The 16,219-nt window shown below is 63.2% G+C and carries 21 protein-coding genes and 1 pseudogene; 9 read left to right on the top strand and 13 right to left on the bottom strand.

What is annotated here, in order from left to right:
* Positions 1–19: 19 nt before the first annotated feature.
* The 6 genes from X773_RS44145 to purC are packed head-to-tail and all read right to left on the bottom strand — an operon-like array spanning position 20 to position 3,529.
* Positions 20–667, bottom strand: coding sequence for a Pr6Pr family membrane protein (locus X773_RS44145; RefSeq protein WP_023674720.1), 648 nt, complete (start codon positions 665–667; stop codon positions 20–22).
* Between the two features lie 4 nt (positions 668–671).
* Positions 672–1,082: a hypothetical protein gene (locus X773_RS44150; RefSeq protein ID WP_023674721.1), complete on the bottom strand. Its 411-nt coding sequence runs from the start codon at positions 1,080–1,082 to the stop codon at positions 672–674.
* A gap of 2 nt (positions 1,083–1,084) precedes the next feature.
* Positions 1,085–1,750 (bottom strand): glutathione S-transferase family protein, encoded by a 666-nt coding sequence (locus tag X773_RS44155; protein WP_023674722.1) that lies wholly within the window; start codon positions 1,748–1,750, stop codon positions 1,085–1,087.
* Between the two features lie 31 nt (positions 1,751–1,781).
* On the bottom strand, positions 1,782–2,450 hold the full coding sequence (purQ, locus tag X773_RS44160) for a phosphoribosylformylglycinamidine synthase subunit PurQ (RefSeq protein ID WP_023674723.1): 669 nt from the start codon (positions 2,448–2,450) through the stop codon (positions 1,782–1,784).
* 1 nt (position 2,451) lies between these two features.
* Positions 2,452–2,694 carry a phosphoribosylformylglycinamidine synthase subunit PurS gene (purS, locus tag X773_RS44165; RefSeq protein WP_023674724.1) on the bottom strand — a complete coding sequence of 81 codons (243 nt, stop codon included), beginning with the start codon at positions 2,692–2,694 and terminating at the stop codon, positions 2,452–2,454.
* Between the two features lie 40 nt (positions 2,695–2,734).
* Positions 2,735–3,529 carry a phosphoribosylaminoimidazolesuccinocarboxamide synthase gene (purC, locus tag X773_RS44170; RefSeq protein WP_023674725.1) on the bottom strand — a complete coding sequence of 265 codons (795 nt, stop codon included), beginning with the start codon at positions 3,527–3,529 and terminating at the stop codon, positions 2,735–2,737.
* A gap of 270 nt (positions 3,530–3,799) precedes the next feature.
* Here purC and X773_RS44175 point away from each other — a divergent pair, with 270 nt between their 5' ends.
* Positions 3,800–4,120, top strand: a complete 321-nt coding sequence (locus X773_RS44175) for a DUF1476 domain-containing protein (RefSeq protein WP_023674726.1) — start codon at positions 3,800–3,802, stop codon at positions 4,118–4,120.
* Positions 4,121–4,238: 118 nt separating this feature from the next.
* Positions 4,239–5,012, top strand: coding sequence for an HpcH/HpaI aldolase/citrate lyase family protein (locus X773_RS44180; protein WP_023674727.1), 774 nt, complete (start codon positions 4,239–4,241; stop codon positions 5,010–5,012).
* Between the two features lie 98 nt (positions 5,013–5,110).
* Here X773_RS44180 and X773_RS44185 read toward each other — a convergent pair whose 3' ends face one another.
* Positions 5,111–5,659, bottom strand: coding sequence for an alpha/beta hydrolase (locus X773_RS44185; protein WP_023674728.1), 549 nt, complete (start codon positions 5,657–5,659; stop codon positions 5,111–5,113).
* Positions 5,660–5,930: 271 nt separating this feature from the next.
* Between X773_RS44185 and X773_RS44190 the strand changes: the two genes are divergently transcribed.
* On the top strand, positions 5,931–6,743 hold the full coding sequence (locus tag X773_RS44190; protein WP_023674729.1) for a VOC family protein: 813 nt from the start codon (positions 5,931–5,933) through the stop codon (positions 6,741–6,743).
* Between the two features lies 1 nt (position 6,744).
* Here X773_RS44190 and X773_RS44195 read toward each other — a convergent pair whose 3' ends face one another.
* Genes X773_RS44195 through X773_RS44210 form a run of 4 tightly spaced genes read right to left on the bottom strand, consistent with a single transcriptional unit; the run spans position 6,745 to position 9,921 of the window.
* Complete coding sequence (locus tag X773_RS44195; protein WP_023674730.1) at positions 6,745–7,317, bottom strand: alpha/beta hydrolase; 573 nt, start codon at positions 7,315–7,317, stop codon at positions 6,745–6,747.
* Positions 7,317–8,624: an adenylosuccinate lyase gene (gene purB, locus X773_RS44200; protein ID WP_023674731.1), complete on the bottom strand. Its 1,308-nt coding sequence runs from the start codon at positions 8,622–8,624 to the stop codon at positions 7,317–7,319. The genes X773_RS44195 and purB overlap by 1 nt, the downstream gene beginning before the upstream one ends.
* A gap of 59 nt (positions 8,625–8,683) precedes the next feature.
* Positions 8,684–9,184 (bottom strand): hypothetical protein, encoded by a 501-nt coding sequence (locus X773_RS44205; RefSeq protein ID WP_031211237.1) that lies wholly within the window; start codon positions 9,182–9,184, stop codon positions 8,684–8,686.
* A gap of 11 nt (positions 9,185–9,195) precedes the next feature.
* Positions 9,196–9,921: a DUF2259 domain-containing protein gene (locus tag X773_RS44210; RefSeq protein WP_023674733.1), complete on the bottom strand. Its 726-nt coding sequence runs from the start codon at positions 9,919–9,921 to the stop codon at positions 9,196–9,198.
* 247 nt (positions 9,922–10,168) lie between these two features.
* Here X773_RS44210 and X773_RS44215 point away from each other — a divergent pair, with 247 nt between their 5' ends.
* The gene (locus X773_RS44215) at positions 10,169–10,423 is read left to right on the top strand and encodes a DUF2171 domain-containing protein (protein WP_023674734.1); all 255 of its coding nucleotides are present in this window, start codon (positions 10,169–10,171) and stop codon (positions 10,421–10,423) included.
* 46 nt (positions 10,424–10,469) lie between these two features.
* On the opposite strand, the gene X773_RS44220 is transcribed toward X773_RS44215, so the two are convergent.
* The gene (locus X773_RS44220; RefSeq protein WP_023674735.1) at positions 10,470–11,489 is read right to left on the bottom strand and encodes a P1 family peptidase; all 1,020 of its coding nucleotides are present in this window, start codon (positions 11,487–11,489) and stop codon (positions 10,470–10,472) included.
* A gap of 14 nt (positions 11,490–11,503) precedes the next feature.
* A complete protein-coding gene (locus tag X773_RS44225) occupies positions 11,504–12,577 on the bottom strand; it encodes a branched-chain amino acid ABC transporter substrate-binding protein (protein ID WP_023674736.1) in 1,074 nt (357 codons plus the stop codon).
* 179 nt (positions 12,578–12,756) lie between these two features.
* On the opposite strand from X773_RS44225, the gene X773_RS44230 reads away from it, so the two are divergent.
* The 5 genes and pseudogenes from X773_RS44230 to X773_RS44245 all read left to right on the top strand — a co-directional run bounded on the left by X773_RS44230 (position 12,757) and on the right by X773_RS44245 (position 16,133).
* Positions 12,757–13,251: a flavin reductase gene (locus X773_RS44230; RefSeq protein WP_023674737.1), complete on the top strand. Its 495-nt coding sequence runs from the start codon at positions 12,757–12,759 to the stop codon at positions 13,249–13,251.
* A 46-nt stretch (positions 13,252–13,297) separates the two neighbouring features.
* Positions 13,298–13,405: pseudogene (locus tag X773_RS77950) on the top strand (MoxR family ATPase); the annotation flags it as partial.
* Positions 13,406–13,476: 71 nt separating this feature from the next.
* Positions 13,477–13,815, top strand: coding sequence for an XdhC family protein (locus tag X773_RS44235; RefSeq protein WP_023674738.1), 339 nt, complete (start codon positions 13,477–13,479; stop codon positions 13,813–13,815).
* A 6-nt stretch (positions 13,816–13,821) separates the two neighbouring features.
* Positions 13,822–14,526, top strand: a complete 705-nt coding sequence (locus tag X773_RS44240; RefSeq protein ID WP_023674739.1) for an XdhC family protein — start codon at positions 13,822–13,824, stop codon at positions 14,524–14,526.
* A complete protein-coding gene (locus X773_RS44245; protein ID WP_023674740.1) occupies positions 14,523–16,133 on the top strand; it encodes a molybdopterin-binding/glycosyltransferase family 2 protein in 1,611 nt (536 codons plus the stop codon). Before X773_RS44240 ends, X773_RS44245 begins: the two co-directional genes overlap by 4 nt.
* The last annotated feature ends 86 nt before the right edge of the window (positions 16,134–16,219 follow it).

Genomic DNA, 16,219 nt, shown 5'->3' on the forward strand with positions numbered 1-16,219 from the left:
CTGCCGCGGCGGGAGAGCATCATCGCGGATGAACGCCCGCCGCCCTGATCCGCGTGACACCGTGGTCCACAAGCACCGCCACGATGCACAGCATCAGAAAGAGCCCGGTGATGGCCAGAGCCGAGACGGCGACGCTGGTCGCGCCGTTCTTGGCGAGATCGAGGAACGGGTAGGGCACTTCACCGGCAATCGGCGCCCGCAGCAGCGCGTAGGCCAGATAGGCGATCGGATAGATCATCCACCAGGAGATGTCGCGCCACCGCGTCGAGCCGTCGGCGCCTGCCACAAGCCACCACAGCACGAACAACACCGGCGTCACATAGTGCAGGAGCACATCGCAGAGCAGGAACAGCCCTTGCGGCTGCCAAAGCTGCGCCAGGACCGTTGCATAAACGATGAGGACCAGCGTTATGGCGACGGCTACGCCCGCCCGCATCCGTGGCGCGGAAAAGGCCGGAAACCAGGCATAACCCGTCGACGACAGCAACGAGGCATGGACGAGCACCGCGCCGATGTTGGTCAGGATGGTGAAGAAGCTGAAATAGAAGACCAGCGAGCCGACAAAGCCGCGGCCGGCTTCCATTGACGCCGGAACGGTGATGCAGAGCTGCAGGACGAGCCCGGCCAGGCCGACGACCAGACCGATGATCTGCAGCAGGCGACCCATTGGGCTAGGCAGCAGCGCCGCAGGCCGGATTGCCCGCCTGCCAGCGGGCAATGTCCGAGCCAATGCGCGCGCCGAGCGGTTCCGCCATCAATGGGCCGAACACGTCGACGCGGCTCGAATTGCCTTGCGCCTGCACGACCAGCAGCGGCTTTCCGCCATAATGCTTGGCCGGCACCAGCAGGAAGCGGGGCGTGCCGCTAAACGAATTCAGTTCGTTGGCCATCTGGTAAGATTTGAAGGCAGGGTCCTTGCTGGCGATCCAGCATTTGTGGGCACCGATTGCCACCTGTTCCATGGCAAGCAGTGACGCGCTCTTGCCCGCCGGCGCCGGCGTGCTCTTCGGGCCTGACTGGCATGAGGCGAGTACAAGCCCGGCGGCAGTAGCGACGGCGAGGCGCGTGGTCGTCGGTCTCATGTTCAAGCGGCGCCCATCTCGAGTTCGGACAGAAAGATCTTCAGACCGTCTGTCATCTCACCCCAGACGCGCGACAGCGCCGGATGCTGCAAGGCGATTTGCTCGTAGGCATCGAATTTCGGATAGGCGTCAAGCAAATCGGGGCGGCCCATCGTTGTCCTGAAATTGTTGAAGACGAAGCGGGTCGGCGTCAACCACGCATCGGCAAAGGAGATGTCGTCGCCGAGCGCGAACGGGCCATGCGCCATGCGGGCCTCGATTGCCGCAAGCCCGTGATGCAATCGGGCGAACTGTGCCTTGATCTCCGCCTCGTTGCGCTGCGGCACGAAATAGAGTTCGAACAGCTTCATGGTCGGGGCGAGCACGTCAAGGTCGGTGATGCGGGCGAACATGCGCACCAACGCCCGGTCTTTCGTATCCTTGGGCAGCAGCGCCGGCTCGGGGAAACGCTCCTCCAGATATTCGGCAATGACTACCGATTCGACGATCGTTTCGCCGGAACCGGTGATCAGCACCGGAATCCTGTTGAGCGGCGAGATGGCACGAAATGCCTCGGGGATGGGAAACCCCGGCGGCGGTGCCATGAGCTTGAGCGGCACGTTCTTGATGTAGGCCAACGCCCGCACGATCGACGAATAGGGCGACAACGGCCGCGAATAGAGTTTCATGACCGTGGCTCCAGGAGGAAAATTGAAGGCATCAAGCAGCGATGCCCAGCGCGCTTTCGAACAGCGCCCGGCCGTCGCTGCCGCCATGCGCCGCTTCGATCAGGTTCTCGGGATGCGGCATCAGGCCGAGCACGTTGCCGCGGCCGTTGACGATGCCGGCAATGTCGTTGATCGAGCCGTTGGGATTGGTGCCTTCGGCATAGCGGAACACCACCTGGCCTTCGCCTTCGAGGCGGGCCAGCGTTTCGGCATCGGCAAAATAATTGCCGTCATGGTGCGCCACCGGCGCCCGGATGATCTGGCCCGGCTGGTAGCGGCGGGTGAACATCGTGTTGGCATTGGCGATCTGCAGCTTCACCTGACGGCAGACGAATTTCAGCGAGGTATTGCGCATCAATGCGCCCGGCAGCAAGCCGGCCTCGACCAGGATTTGGAAGCCGTTGCAGACGCCGATGACCGTGACGCCCTTGGCTGCCTTTTCGGCCACAGCCCGCATTACTGGCATGCGCGCGGCAATGGCGCCGCAGCGCAGATAATCGCCGAACGAAAAGCCGCCGGGAATGGCGATCAGGTCGACATCGGGAATTTCGGTGTCGGTCTGCCAGACGGTGACCGGCGGCGTGCCGGAAATCTTGGTCAGCGCCGCGATCATGTCGCGGTCGCGATTGAGGCCTGGGAGCAGGACGACGGCTGATTTCACCTCAGGCGATCTCCACCGCGTAATTCTCAATCACTGTATTCGCCAGAAGCTTGTCGCACATGGCTTTCAGATCGGCCTCGGCCTTGGCGCTGTCGCTCTCGGCCAATTCGACGTCGAAAACCTTGCCTTGCCGCACCTGGCCGACGCCGCCGAAACCCATTCCGGACAGCGCGTGCTCGATTGCCTTGCCTTGTGGGTCTAGCACGCCGTTCTTGAGGGTTACGGTAATGCGGGCCTTGATCACGCTGGACATGCTCCTGTTCACCTGTTGAGCGGGCAAGCCGTCAGTGCGGCTTACCTTTGACACCGTCGGTCGATGCGACGAGCACCGGCCCGGCCGGACGCGGTGGCTCGTTCTCGTTCATGATGCCGAGACGGCGGGCAACTTCCTGATAAGCCTCGACCAGCCCGCCCATGTCGCGGCGGAAGCGGTCCTTGTCGAGCTTGTCCTGCGTCGCCACGTCCCACAGCCGGCAGGAATCCGGCGAGATCTCATCGGCAACGACGATGCGCATCATATCGCCTTCGAACAGGCGGCCGCATTCGATTTTGAAATCGACCAGCTGGATGCCGACGCCCATGAACAGGCCGGAAAGGAAGTCGTTGACGCGAATGGCCAGCGCCATGACATCGTCGATCTCCTGTGGGCTCGCCCAGCCGAAGGCGGTAATGTGCTCTTCCGATACCATCGGATCGTCGAGCGCATCGGCCTTGTAATAGAATTCGATGATCGAGCGCGGCAGCACGGTGCCTTCCTCGATGCCCAGGCGCTTGGCCAGCGAGCCGGCGGCGACGTTGCGCACCACCACTTCGAGCGGGATGATCTCGACTTCCTTGATCAACTGCTCGCGCATGTTGAGCCGGCGGATGAAGTGGGTCGGAATGCCCATCCGGTTGAGATGATTGAAGATGTGCTCGGAAATGCGGTTGTTGAGCACGCCTTTGCCATCGACGATTTCATGCTTCTTCTTGTTGAAAGCGGTAGCGTCGTCCTTGAAGAACTGGATCAGCGTGCCAGGCTCCGGTCCCTCATAAAGGATCTTGGCCTTGCCTTCATAAATGCGGCGGCGATTTTTCATCTGATTTTTCTCTGGATTTGCGGGCAGGCGGCAAGCGACCAGTTCCTGTCCGTCTGCCTAAAATAAGATGGCGACGGTGGGGTTCAATGCCGGTGTCTATCCCAATCGCACTGTTTGCTCAATCGGCAAATCCTTTCAATCAACCGCTTTCGGGCACCGAAATGCCGCAGCGCAGCAAGCAATGTAGCATATTGACCGGCCGGCGCCCTTTTGGTTTGTGCTCCGGCAACACATATTGGCACAACGAATCGGATTTCACGGAGGGATGCCATGAGCAGCATGAAAGACCGCGAAGAGGGCTTTGAGCGCAAATTCGCATTCGACGAGGAACTTCGGTTCAAGGCTGCGGCACGCCGCAACAGAGCGCTCGGCCTGTGGGCTGCCGAAAAGCTCGGCAAGTCCGGCGCCGATGCCGACGCTTATGCCAGGGAAGTGGTCGTCAGCGACATCGAGGAAGCCGGCGATCACGACGTTTTCCGCAAGATACGCAAGGATTTCGATGCGGCCGGCATCGACCAGTCGGACCATCAGATCCGCCGCACCATGGATGAATTGATGGCGCAGGCGATCGAGCAGATCAAGAACACCTGATCCCCATCGATACTCTTCGAATGCTGGACCAATCGACCGCCCGGCCCCACCGGGCGGTTTTTCTTTGCCTTTGCGGTCATTTCCGGCTGAATTGCTGCAAGCAAAGAGGAAATCGCCAATGTCCCTGAAGTCACGCCTTGCGGCCGACGAGACGCTGTTCACCGCATGGTCCGGCGTGCCGGATGCGTTGACGGTCGAGATACTGGCCAGGCAAGGGTTCGACGCGGTTACGCTCGATATGCAGCATGGTGGCCATCACGAGGATAGCGTACTTCGCGGGCTTGTGCCGGTGCTGGCCACCAACAAGCCGGCTTTGGTACGCATCCCGGTCGGCCGCTTCGACATGGCCAGCCGTGCGCTTGACTTCGGCGCCGAGGCGGTGATCGCCCCGATGGTGAATTCGGTGGCGGACGCAAAGCTGTTTGCTGCCGCAATGAAATACCCGCCACTCGGCGAGCGCTCCTGGGGCCCGACCTATGCTTTTCCGCGCCATGGCAAGGGCGACTATGCCGACTGGCTGCGCGACAGCAACCAGCGCACCATGGCGTTCGCCATGGTCGAAACGCGGGCCGCGCTTGATGCACTCGACGGCATCCTCGACACGCCGGGCATCGACGGTATCTTCCTTGGCCCGTCGGATTTCTCGATCGCCTGGTCGAAGGGCACCACCGTCAGTTCGACGCTGGAGAGCATGATGGGGACCGTCGCCTCGATCGCCGAGCGCACCCGCAAAGCCGGCAAGCATGCGGCGATCTATGTGATGGAACCGGCCATCGCCGGTCGCGTGGTGTCGATGGGTTACCGGCTGCTGGCGATGGGTTCCGAGCATTCGCTGATTTCGCTTGGGGCAAAGACCCTGCTGAACAGCGTCAGGGATTCGATCGGTTCCTAGAGCAATTCCAGGAAAAGTGTGAAACGGTTTTCCGTCCGGAATTGCGTCAAAACAAAGAGATAGAGCGGTTCGCCGTTTCCGTGAAACGGTGAACCGCTCTAGAGATCCGTCAGGAATTTCGCGAACGTCATCGAGCCTTCAGGCCAGGGGCCGAAGCCGGAATCCGCGTTGAGATGACCGGCATCCCCGGCGTCGATGAACAGCGAGCCCCACGCCCCGGCAATGTCCTCGGCGACGCCGAAGGCGCAGAACGGGTCGTTGCGGCTGGCGATCACCACCGACGGAAACGGCAGCGGGTCGCGCGGATAGGGGCCGAAGGTCATCAGGTGCCTCGGCTTTATCTCTGGATTGGCGACATCGGGCGGCGCCACGAAGAAAGCGCCGGCGACCGGCCTCTCGAACCGAGGCAACGCTTGAATGACCGCCGCGACGCCAAGCGAATGGGCGACGATGACGACCGGCCGCTCGGCCTCGTTAACCGCCTTGGCGACACCGGCCGTCCAATCCTCGCGCACCGGCTTCGACCATTCCGCCTGTTCGACGCGGCGCGCTGTCGATAGTTTCGACTGCCAGCGGCTCTGCCAATGATCGGGGCCGGAATTGGTGTAGCCCGGCACGATGAGAATATCTGCTTCCCTGACTTTCATGGCGCGCATGTAGCGAGAGGCGCTGTCGGGTGCAACCGGGTATGAACTCAACAGCGACACGCAAACGGCCGCTCACGAGCCCGGTTCTGCTCGCTATTGTGAACACCCTGTTCGCTTCTTGCGCTCTTGTGTGAACGATCGCGATCAACGATCTGTCGCCAGGAAAGAATGGCTGTTCCGAGATTTTGGCACGGACATGGCGTAGAATGATTGATGGCGCCGGATTGTTCTGTTGGAAGCTTGTCGAGCGCCGCCTGAACGGAGCACTTTGATGAGCGAACTGCCTTTTGCCGCGACGACCCCGGTCAGCGTTGCCCGCGTCGGCTTGCGGGCGCGCGATGCAGACAATCTCGCTGCCTACTATCGCAAAGTCGTCGGTTTGCAGGAACTGAGCCGCGCCGGCGGCACCATTACGCTCGGCGCAGTCAATCGCCCTTTGCTCGACATCGAAGCGGATCCGGCCGCGAAACCCGATGACCCGCGCAGCGCCGGTCTTTTCCACACCGCCTTCCTGCTACCCAGCCGGGCCGATCTCGGCCGCTGGATCAACCATGCCATCGCCAACAAGATCGGCATCGAGGGCGCATCCGACCACCTGGTCAGCGAGGCGCTCTATTTGACCGATCCCGAAGGCAACGGCATCGAGATCTATGCCGACCGCCGTCCGCAGGACTGGAAATGGAACGGTGACAAGATAGCGATGGCGACGGAGCGGCTGAACATTCCGTCGGTCGTTGCCGAGGTGCCGGCCGGCGACACCGGCTGGCAGGGCGCGCCGGAAAACAGCATTATCGGCCACGTCCATTTGCGGGTCGGCAGGCCGGAAGAAGCCGAAGCATGGTGGCATCAGGAGTTCGGTTTCGACACAGTGGCAAAGTACGGTGGCGCGGCGGTGTTCCTGTCGTCCGGCGGCTATCATCACCACATTGGCGCAAATGCGTGGCAGAGCGCGGGCGCCGGTCGCCGCGATCCCGCCCGCTCCGGCTTGGCCTGGGTCGAGATGCGCTCGGACAATGCCGCAAGCGAGACCACCCGCGAGGATCCGTGGGGCACGGTGATAAGGACGGTTCCCGGTAAGGCGTAGGTTAGAGGTTTGCTTTTTCGAACAAGCGGCCAAGCATGAGCAGGCCCGCTGGCCATACGCCGAGGCCGGCCTCGTTCCCCATATGGCCAAGATCGCCGGCATCGGCGATATCCGCGCCCCAGGCGGCGGCAAAAGCGGTCGCCTTGTCGAAGGTGACGCGTGGGTCGCTGCGGCTCGCCACCACCAATGTCGGGAAGGGCAGGCGCTTCAGCGGCATCGGCGCGAACGGGCGCACCGCGTCGAATGAGGGATCGGCATCCTCGACATTGGTCGCGGCAACCAGGAATGCCGCCGCGACCTTGTCGAGTTGGCCTTGACTGGCGCCGGCAGCCCACTTCACCGCCGTCGCCACCGCCAGCGAATGCGCAAGCAGCACGACGCGCCGCGGTGCGGCGGCCACCGCGGCATCCAACTGGCCGATCCAGTCTTCAGGCTTAGGCCGGTCCCACTCGGCCTGCAGCACGCGGGTCGAATTGGGGAACACCCGGCACCAATGCGACATCCAATGATCCGGCCCGGAATTGCCGCGCCCGGGCAGGGCAAGGAAATCGAAATCTCCGGCCGACGAAATCATCAGGCTTCTCCGAACACTCGGCTAAAGATCGTATCGACGTGCTTGGTATGATAGCCCAAGTCGAATTTCTCGCGGATCTCGGCCTCGGGCAAGGCTGCGACAACGTCCTTGTCGGCCAGAAGTTCCTCAAGAAAATCAGCGCCTTGCTCCCACACCTTCATGGCGTTGCGCTGCACCAGCCGGTAGGCGTCCTCGCGCGAAACGCCGGCTTGCGTCAGCGCCAGCAGCACGCGCTGCGAATGCACGAGGCCGCGGAATTTGTTCATGTTCTTCAGCATGTTGTCGGGGTAGACGAGCAGTTTGTCGACGACGCTGGTCAGGCGTGAGAGCGCGAAATCGAGCGTCACCGTCGCGTCGGGCCCGATCATGCGCTCGACCGAGGAATGCGAGATGTCGCGCTCGTGCCAGAGCGCCACATTCTCCATTGCCGGCAATGCGAAGGAGCGCACCATGCGGGCAAGGCCGGTGAGGTTCTCGGTCAGCACCGGGTTGCGCTTGTGCGGCATCGCCGACGAACCCTTCTGGCCAGGTGAAAAGTACTCTTCTGCTTCGAGTACCTCGGTGCGCTGCAGATGGCGCACCTCGATCGCCAGCCGCTCGATCGACGAGGCGATCACACCGAGCGTGGCGAAGAACATCGCGTGGCGGTCGCGCGGGATCACCTGCGTCGACACCGGCTCCGGCTTCAGTCCGAGTTTCTTGGCCACGTATTCTTCGACATAAGGGTCGATATTGGCGAAGGTGCCGACCGCACCGGAGATGGCGCAGGTGGCGATGTCCTCGCGTGCATGCACCAGCCTCTCGCGGCAACGCGAGAATTCGGCATAGGCCTGCGCCAGCTTGACGCCGAAGGTGGTCGGCTCGGCATGGATGCCGTGGCTGCGGCCGATGGTGATGGTGTCCTTGTGCTCGAAGGCGCGGCGCTTGAGCGCCGCAAGCAGCCCGTCAATGTCGGCCAGCAAGATGTCGCTGGCGCGGGTGAGCTGCACGGCAAAACAGGTGTCGAGAACGTCGGAGGATGTCATGCCCTGGTGGATGAAGCGGGCATCCGGCCCGACGAATTCGGCGAGATGGGTGAGAAAGGCGATGACGTCATGCTTGGTGACCCGCTCGATCTCGTCGATGGCTTCGACATCGAATTTTGCCGCCCCGCCTTTCTCCCAGATGGTCTTGGCGGCCTCCTTTGGGATGACGCCGAGCTCGGCCAATGCGTTGCAGGCGTAGGCCTCGATCTCGAACCAGATGCGGAACCGCGTTTCGGGCGACCAGATGGCCACCATTTCCGGCCGGGAGTAGCGAGGGATCATCAGTCGGTCCTGACTTGCGAGAGCATTTGCCCGCGTCCTAACAGAGGCAGGCGAAATGCTCAACGTTGCTGGCGCGCAAACCAGACGCTGGCGACAGCGAGCGCAACGAAACCGAGCGGAAAATACAGCCGGATGCCGAGGACGACGAACTGATAGAGTGCCGTCAACATCGTGAACACGAACTGGAAAACCCAGGTGATGGTGAGCGCGGGTGCATGCCATTGGACGTAGTAGGAGCGGTATTGCAGCCCAAAGAGGCCGCCGGTGAAGGTAATTGTCGCGGCGAGAAGGCAGACGAAGGCGGCGGCGACGGCGATTTCCCAGTGGCGTCCGAGCGAGACGAGCCGCGCCATAAACAGCCCAACCGGGAAGGCCAGCGCGCCGCCGGCAGCATAAAGCAGCGAGACGAAGCGGATCTTTACCGGGGTCTCCCAATCGTACTGCAGCAGATTGAGCAGCGCGCTGGCGCCCATCGCTGTGGCCCACAGCAAGGCACCGGCAAATGCGGTGCGCAGCGACGGCAGAGCACGGCGGAGACGATGCAGGGCGCGATAGCGCATGGCGGGGAACGTCACAGGCGACCGGTTACCGCGATCCAGCGATAGTCCGGCCCTTCGAAGCCGTATTGGCGCACCGCGATCAGCACGGCATAGGTGCTGACGCTATCCAGCGAAAATGTCTGAACCGCGCCGATCTGGTACCCATTCGGACAGCCTCTGCTTTGCGGGATCGATTTGTCCTCGTGAATGATCCTCGTCTGGCCGCCATCCTTCGCCTCGATGCGCAGCAGGCGAAAGCCATTGATCTCGCCCTGGCTCTGGCAGCGTTCGGTGTCATTCATGCCGATCTGGTCGAGCCGGAACTCGAGCGGATCGTCGACCGGCGAGAAGATCGGGCGCGGATTGACCACCATGCGGAAGGGATCGGCAGAAAGCTCGGTCACCGGGTTGAAGCCGGCGGTAATGCCGCGATTTACCGTGAGTTCCGCCTGACTGACGATCGCTTCGCCCCTTTGCCGGGCCTGCAGCCGCGCTGCGGCCACCGTGGCATTCTCGTCGTCGAGCCGGACACGTATCGGCGAGCCCTTCAGGAAACTGTCGTCGGCCGTGTCGATATAATAGCGGGTCGCATAGGGAAATCCCGATCCGTCCTGGACGCCGTATTCCTCGAAGGCAAAGACCCCGCCATCGCTGCTGAAGCCGAGGATCTCAAGCTCGGCGACATCGCCTGCGTAGGCGGCGGCCAAAGTTGCAAGCGGGGCAAGCAGGCAGACTGCAAACAGGGCAAGATTTCGCATGGGGCTTTCCATTCCGGCGGTCGACGCCGTTAAATTCCTATCACGATGCCGTCAAAAGATCGTGCTGACTGAAACACAAAGTCGATGCATCCAATCCGGCCGTCGTTTGTTATTGTCGGCAACTTCACCGCATCGTGCCTTCCGAAAATCAGGATCGATTTTCGGAAGGCACGGTGCATTGATTCAAAATGTTTAGAGCGTCGTTTGCGCGTTCAAAAGGACGCGCGGCGCTCTAAGGGAGACCCCCATGACAGATGCAGCCAAGATTCGCGAACGTATGGAAGTGATCGGCGCCGACGGCGTCCATGTCGGTACCGTCGACAAGGTTGACGGAGATCGCATAAAGCTGACCAAGCGCGACAGCGGCGAGGGCGCTCACAGGGGCCATCACCACTTCATTCCTCTCAGCCTTGTCGCCGAGGTCGAGGGCCAGAAGGTGCGGCTGTCGGCAAACTCGGATGTTGCGGTCACGTTCGAGGAAGAAAAATCCGAACCCACCTGATCATAATCCAGTCTGATTACGGCTCACCCGAATGAGCGTTGCGCGTTCAGCGCGACGACCAGACCGGGAACAGATCGCCCTCGGCCGGCGTCGCGGCAAAGACGCCGCGGCTGATGGCGCGCGCCATCGTGGCGCCGGCCGCGGCGTAGAGATCGATTGCATCGTCGGGCTCAAGCTCGATGCCGCTCTTGCCCGTTGCCAGCGCGAAGACCAGATCGCCGTCGGCGGGCGTGTGCGTCGGCCAAATGGCACGCACAAAGCCGTCATGCGCCGATATCGCCAGGCGTTTGGCGGCGGCCTTGGTGAGTACCGCATCGGTGGCGATCACGGCGATGGTCGTGTTGGCGCCGGTTTCCGCCTGCTCTGCGGCATACCTGTCACGGAACTTCAGCAGGACCTTTCTGGCATCGTCAGGCATCGGGTGGGGATAGCCTAACCCGCCGAACTCGTCGCCGATCTCGAACGGTGCCGCCCAGAAATGGCGGGTCCCGGCGACCGTCACCGAGCCGGTCGGGTTGACGGCGGCAAGCGCGCCGATGGTGACGCCGCTGTCCAGCACCGTCGAGGCCGAGCCGAGCCCGCCCTTCAGGCCGGAGCTCAGCGCGCCGGCACCCGCGCCGGCGGTGCCGAGCGCAAAGTCGATCGCGGCGGCTTGCGCGGCTTCGTAGCCGAGGTCGCGGTAAGGCGGATACCGGCCCCAATCCTTGTCGCCGCCATTGCGCAGATCGAACAGGATCGCCGCCGGCACGATCGGCACGCGAAAGCCGCCGACCTCGACGCCGATGCCCCTTTCACGCAATGCCGCCTGCACCCCCGACGCGGCGTCGAGGCCAAAAGCCGACCCGCCCGAAAGCACCACGGCATGGATGGCGTGGATCGAATTGTGCGGCTCGAGCAGGTCGGTTTCGCGGGTGCCCGGCGCACCGCCCAGGATTTGCACGCCGGCCACGGCCGGTTCGTCGCAGATGACGGTGGTCACACCGGATTTCAGCTTGGCATTCGCCGCATTGCCGACACGCAGGCCGGCGACGTCCGTGATGAGATTGCGCGGACCGGTACGGAACATCCCCGTGCTGGACATCATTGGCTCTCCGCCGACAAGAAACGGCCGCCGTCGAAACGGAAGGCGCGATAAGGATTTTGCGTCAGGTCGCCTTTTTCGTCAAAGCGGATCGGTCCGATCGCCGTCGTGAAGTCATGTGCGGTCAGTGCATTGGCCAGCTTCTCGCCGGAGCTTTGCGGCAATGCTGAAGCCGCCTTGGCGATCTCGACCGCGGCATAGGCGGGAAGCGTGTAACCTTCCGGCACGATGTTTTGTCCGGCAAAGCTCTGCAGCACCTTGGGGTCGGCGACATCGGCCCATTCGGGCGGCGCGATCATCAGTGTGCCGACGGCATAAGGCACGTCGCCGAGCGGCGCGCGCAACGCTTCGCCGCCGGCAAACACCATGCCGGTATTTAGCTGGCCGGCATCCCGGCCCATAATGGCGACATCATCGCCGTCGCCGCCGGCAAAGACATGCGTTGCGCCGGCTTTCTTCAGCCGGCCGATCAGGCCGATCTGGTTGTCGAGCTGCGGCCGGAACGTGTCGACGAACACCGGCTTCAGAGCCGCTTGCTCGGCGGCTGCCCGAAACGTCTCGGCCATTTCGCGGCCATAGATCGTGCCGTCGTCGACTATGGCGAACAGCTCGGTCTGCCATAGGCGGGTGAGGATGGCGGCAACGGCATTGCGCTCGTCGTCGCCGCGCGGCCCGAGACGATAGATCGGCCATCCGGTCTTGGCGCGCCGGTCGGTCAGGCTTTCCGTGCGAACGCCGACGGTGATCACCGGTATGCCGGCATCCTTGAGGATCGGCAGAGCCGCCTCGATTGCGTCGGTGCACAAAAACCCGATGACGACGTTGACCTTGGCCGCGGTGAACTCCCGCGCGGCGGCGGCGCCACCGTCGGCCGTGCAGGCGTCATCGATCGTCTTGATTTCGGCATCGTTCGCTTCAGCCGCCATTGTCGCGCCGGCCTCGATCTGTTTGCCGAGGATCGCCGACGGCCCCGACAAAGGTGCCGCGACGCCGACCAGCAGCGTCTCGGCATTTGCACTGCAGGCGACCGAGAGCCAGGCCAGCACCGCTATCGTGGTTGTCCAAGGTCGCATGCGAGCGAAGAATTCCTCCACGCCGGTCGCGTGGTTGCCGGCGCCAATGCCGTCAAGACCTAAAGGCTGGCCAGCTTTGGCGCAACACGCGAATTCGGGATATAGGTCAAGCACTTCGCTTGTGGCCTGCAATATCCCCCCATATATAACGGTTGGTTCTGACTAGTGGAAAATCATCGGTGCTGAAGAAGAATGACATCGGGCCGCAGGCCTACCGCGACGCGATGGCCCATTTTGCTGGCCATGTGCATGTAGTCACCACCGATGGCCCTGCCGGCAGGCGCGGCGCGACGGTGATCGCGGCCTGCTCGGTGTCGGACACGCCGCCAACCATCCTGGTTTGCCTCAATCGTGAAAATCCCAAGAACGAGCCGTTCGTGGAAAACGGCAAATTTGCCCTGAACACGCTGGCTTCGGATCAGGAGCCGCTGTCGATCGCCTTTTCCGGCATTACCGGCCTGCCGGTCGAGGAGCGTTTCGCGTTGGCCGAATGGGATGTGATCTCGACCGGTGCGCCGACGCTGAAGGGCGCGCTCGCCGTCTTCGACTGCGAACTGATCGACTCCAAGGATCTGGCCACCCACCGTGTGCTTTTTGGCAAGGTTACAGGTTTGCGCATCGGCGATAATTTGCGGCCGCTGATCTATCACAACCGCGGCTACCACGCTCTGTAGAGGCTTTCAGATGGCCGCGTCCGCGAAGACAGGATGACCGAGTTGAAAACCGCGTCCGGCGCCGCGGACCGTCGACGAGACGCTCGATCTGTTGACCCGTGCGGATTATGTGGCGGACCGGTCGCTGGCGACCGTGCTGTTTTTATGCGTTCGGTCGACCCGCGCCGGTGGATCAAGCTGGCGTGAAGCGCGTCGCATAACCACATGTCTCCTAGGGAGAAAATCATGGAACGCAGTATCTATCTCGATGAGGCTCGCGACCCGCTGATCATCGCGGAGGGCTGGATGAAGGACGGCAAGGATGTCGCCATTGCCACCGTGGTCGAGACCTGGGGCTCGGCGCCGCGCCCGGTCGGCAGCCACCTGGTCATCGACGCCGAAGGCAATTTCCACGGCTCCGTCTCGGGCGGCTGCGTCGAAGGCGCCGTGGTCACCGAGGCGGTCGATGTTATCGATAGCGGCACGGCCAAAATGCTCGAATTCGGCGTCGCAGACGAGACCGCCTGGCAAGTCGGCCTGTCATGCGGCGGCCGCATCAAGGTCTATGTAGAAAGATTGGGTTGATCTCGAATGGATCCCTATGCGCTGAAGACACTCAACGCCGAACGCCGCGCCCGCCGCGCGGCAATCCTGGTCACCGATCTCGGCGACGGCCGCGACCGTGTCGTGCGCGAGGGCGACCGGGTAGCCGGCGAACTCGGGGCGGCCATCGCCAAGGCATTTCGCACGGGCAATTCCGGTTCGGTCGAAGCTGAGGGACGGACCTTCTTCCTCAACGCACATCTGCCGCAGCCGCGCTTGGTGGTGATCGGCGCCGTCCACATCAGCCAGGCGCTGGCACCGATGGCCAGGATCGCCGGCTATCCTGTCGAGATCATCGATCCGCGCACGGCCTTTGCCACGCCCGATCGTTTTCCCGATATCGCGCTGCATGCCGAATGGCCAGAGGATGTGCTGACGCGTCAGCCGCTCGATAGCTATACGGCGCTGGCTGCTCTCACCCACGATCCGAAGATCGACGATTTCGCCCTGAAGGCGGCGCTCGACGCCGGCTGCTTTTATGTCGGCGCGCTCGGCAGCCGCAAGACCCACACCAAACGTGTGGAACGCCTGCTGGCTTCGGGAGCGACCGCCGACCAGATCGCCCGCATTCATGCCCCGATCGGCCTCGACATTGGGGCTGCCAGCCCGGCCGAGATCGCCGTCGCGGTGTTGGCGCAAGCGATCCACGCCTTTCGCTCCCGCGGCCTCGAATCCAAAGGCGCGGTCGCGTGAAATTTGGTCCCGTTGCGATCGATACGGCCGAAGGGGCAGTGCTTGCGCATGCCACCAAGGTCGGAGAGCGCCGCTTCCGCAAGGCGCACAGGCTAAGCGCCGGGGATGTGTCCCTGTTGAAGGCCGCTGGCATTTCCGAGGTCGTAGCGGCAGTGTTGGCGCCCGATGATCTCAGCGAGGACGTCGCTGCCGAAAAGATCGCCGCATCCATGATCCATCGCAATATGGAGGCGAAGCCCGCCGCGACCGGCAGGGTCAACCTCCACGCGCAGGCTGCCGGCATATTCACCGTCGACGCGGCGATAATCGACGCCATCAATGCCGTCGATCCGACGATTACTATCGCCACGCTGGCGCAGCATGCGCCGGTCGAAAAAGGTCAGATGGTTGCGACGGTGAAGATCATTCCGTTTGCGGTCGCCTTCGCTTTGGTCGATGCCGTGGCAAGGATCTGCGCCGGCGGCGAGATATTTGCGGTCAACGCCTATCAGCCGGTGCGCGTCGGCGTCATCCAGACGGTGCTACCCGGCATCAAACCCAGCGTGCTCGACAAGACGCTGCGCGTCACCGAAGCGCGCCTGGCGCGTTCGGGCGGCAGGCTGACGGCGGAGCGTCGAACCCCGCATGAAATTATCCCCGTCGCCGAGGCTGCGGCCTCGCTGATCCGCGACAACGATATGGTGGTTATCTTCGGCGCCTCGGCGATGGCCGATTTCGGCGACGTCGTTCCCGCTGCCATCGAAAAGGCAGGCGGCACTGTCATCCGCGCCGGCATGCCGGTCGATCCCGGCAATCTGCTGGTGCTAGGCACTCTAGGCGGCAAGCGCATCATCGGTGCGCCGGGCTGCGCCCGCAGTCCCAAGGAGAACGGCTTCGACTGGGTGCTTGACCGGCTGATCGCCGGTCTCGACGTGACCGCCAGGGATATTGCCGGCATGGGCGTCGGCGGGCTGTTGATGGAAATTCCGACGCGGCCGCAGCCGCGCGAGCCATTGCCGGCCAAAGCCGAACCAAAGGTCGAGATCGTGCTTCTGGCCGCCGGCCGCTCCAGCCGCATGGGCGGGCCGAACAAGCTCTTGGCACTGTTCGATGGCAAGCCGCTGGTCCGCCGCACCGCCGAACGCGCGGTCGGTTCGAAAGCCGCGGCCACCATCGTCGTCATCGGCCACCAGAGCGAGCGCGTGCGCAGTGCACTGTCTGGCCTCGATATGACCTTCGCCGACAATCCGGATTTCGCCAAGGGTCTGTCTTCGTCGCTGAAGGCCGGCATCGCCAAGATTTCCGGCGACGCCGCCGGCGCCATGATTGTCCTCGGCGATATGCCCGGCGTCGCCTCGGCCGACCTCGACAGGCTGATCGAGGCGTTCCGCAAGTCCGAAGGCCGATCGGTGGTGCGCGCCGCTCATGATGGCCGGCGCGGCAATCCGGTGCTGCTGCCGCGTTCGCTGTTTGCCGCGATCGCTCACCTCGAAGGCGATACCGGCGCCCGCCATCTGGTCGAGGCCGAAGGGCTCGACGTCATCGATGTCGAGATCGGCGAAGGGGCAGCCGTCGACGTCGACACGCGCGAGGCGCTGGAAGGCGCCGGCGGCGTGCTGCAGGATTGACAAACCGAAGCCGAAAAACGCATGGCTGAGGGATGGCCTTTCGTTCCTGCTTCCGGTTCCGCTTGCCCCCCTCTGGCCTCCCGGCC

This window comes from Mesorhizobium sp. LSJC280B00 (assembly GCF_000502835.1).
In the GTDB taxonomy this organism is placed as follows: Bacteria; Pseudomonadota; Alphaproteobacteria; order Rhizobiales; family Rhizobiaceae; genus Mesorhizobium.

Excerpts from the sequence above, each read along its gene's own strand:
- X773_RS44195 (WP_023674730.1), bottom strand. The coding sequence starts at position 7,317 with ATGATTTCGTCGGCCGGAGATTTCGATTTCCTTGCCCTGCCCGGGCGC.
- X773_RS44190 (WP_023674729.1), top strand. The coding sequence starts at position 5,931 with ATGAGCGAACTGCCTTTTGCCGCGACGACCCCGGTCAGCGTTGCCCGC.
- X773_RS44240 (WP_023674739.1), top strand. The coding sequence starts at position 13,822 with ATGGATCCCTATGCGCTGAAGACACTCAACGCCGAACGCCGCGCCCGC.
- X773_RS44210 (WP_023674733.1), bottom strand. The coding sequence starts at position 9,921 with ATGCGAAATCTTGCCCTGTTTGCAGTCTGCCTGCTTGCCCCGCTTGCA.
- X773_RS44150 (WP_023674721.1), bottom strand. The coding sequence starts at position 1,082 with ATGAGACCGACGACCACGCGCCTCGCCGTCGCTACTGCCGCCGGGCTT.
- X773_RS44225 (WP_023674736.1), bottom strand. The coding sequence starts at position 12,577 with ATGCGACCTTGGACAACCACGATAGCGGTGCTGGCCTGGCTCTCGGTC.
- X773_RS44175 (WP_023674726.1), top strand. The coding sequence starts at position 3,800 with ATGAGCAGCATGAAAGACCGCGAAGAGGGCTTTGAGCGCAAATTCGCA.
- X773_RS44215 (WP_023674734.1), top strand. The coding sequence starts at position 10,169 with ATGACAGATGCAGCCAAGATTCGCGAACGTATGGAAGTGATCGGCGCC.
- purC (WP_023674725.1), bottom strand. The coding sequence starts at position 3,529 with ATGAAAAATCGCCGCCGCATTTATGAAGGCAAGGCCAAGATCCTTTAT.
- X773_RS44145 (WP_023674720.1), bottom strand. The coding sequence starts at position 667 with ATGGGTCGCCTGCTGCAGATCATCGGTCTGGTCGTCGGCCTGGCCGGG.
- purB (WP_023674731.1), bottom strand. The coding sequence starts at position 8,624 with ATGATCCCTCGCTACTCCCGGCCGGAAATGGTGGCCATCTGGTCGCCC.
- X773_RS44235 (WP_023674738.1), top strand. The coding sequence starts at position 13,477 with ATGGAACGCAGTATCTATCTCGATGAGGCTCGCGACCCGCTGATCATC.
- X773_RS44180 (WP_023674727.1), top strand. The coding sequence starts at position 4,239 with ATGTCCCTGAAGTCACGCCTTGCGGCCGACGAGACGCTGTTCACCGCA.
- X773_RS44220 (WP_023674735.1), bottom strand. The coding sequence starts at position 11,489 with ATGTTCCGTACCGGTCCGCGCAATCTCATCACGGACGTCGCCGGCCTG.
- X773_RS44155 (WP_023674722.1), bottom strand. The coding sequence starts at position 1,750 with ATGAAACTCTATTCGCGGCCGTTGTCGCCCTATTCGTCGATCGTGCGG.
- X773_RS44205 (WP_031211237.1), bottom strand. The coding sequence starts at position 9,184 with ATGCGCTATCGCGCCCTGCATCGTCTCCGCCGTGCTCTGCCGTCGCTG.
- X773_RS44185 (WP_023674728.1), bottom strand. The coding sequence starts at position 5,659 with ATGAAAGTCAGGGAAGCAGATATTCTCATCGTGCCGGGCTACACCAAT.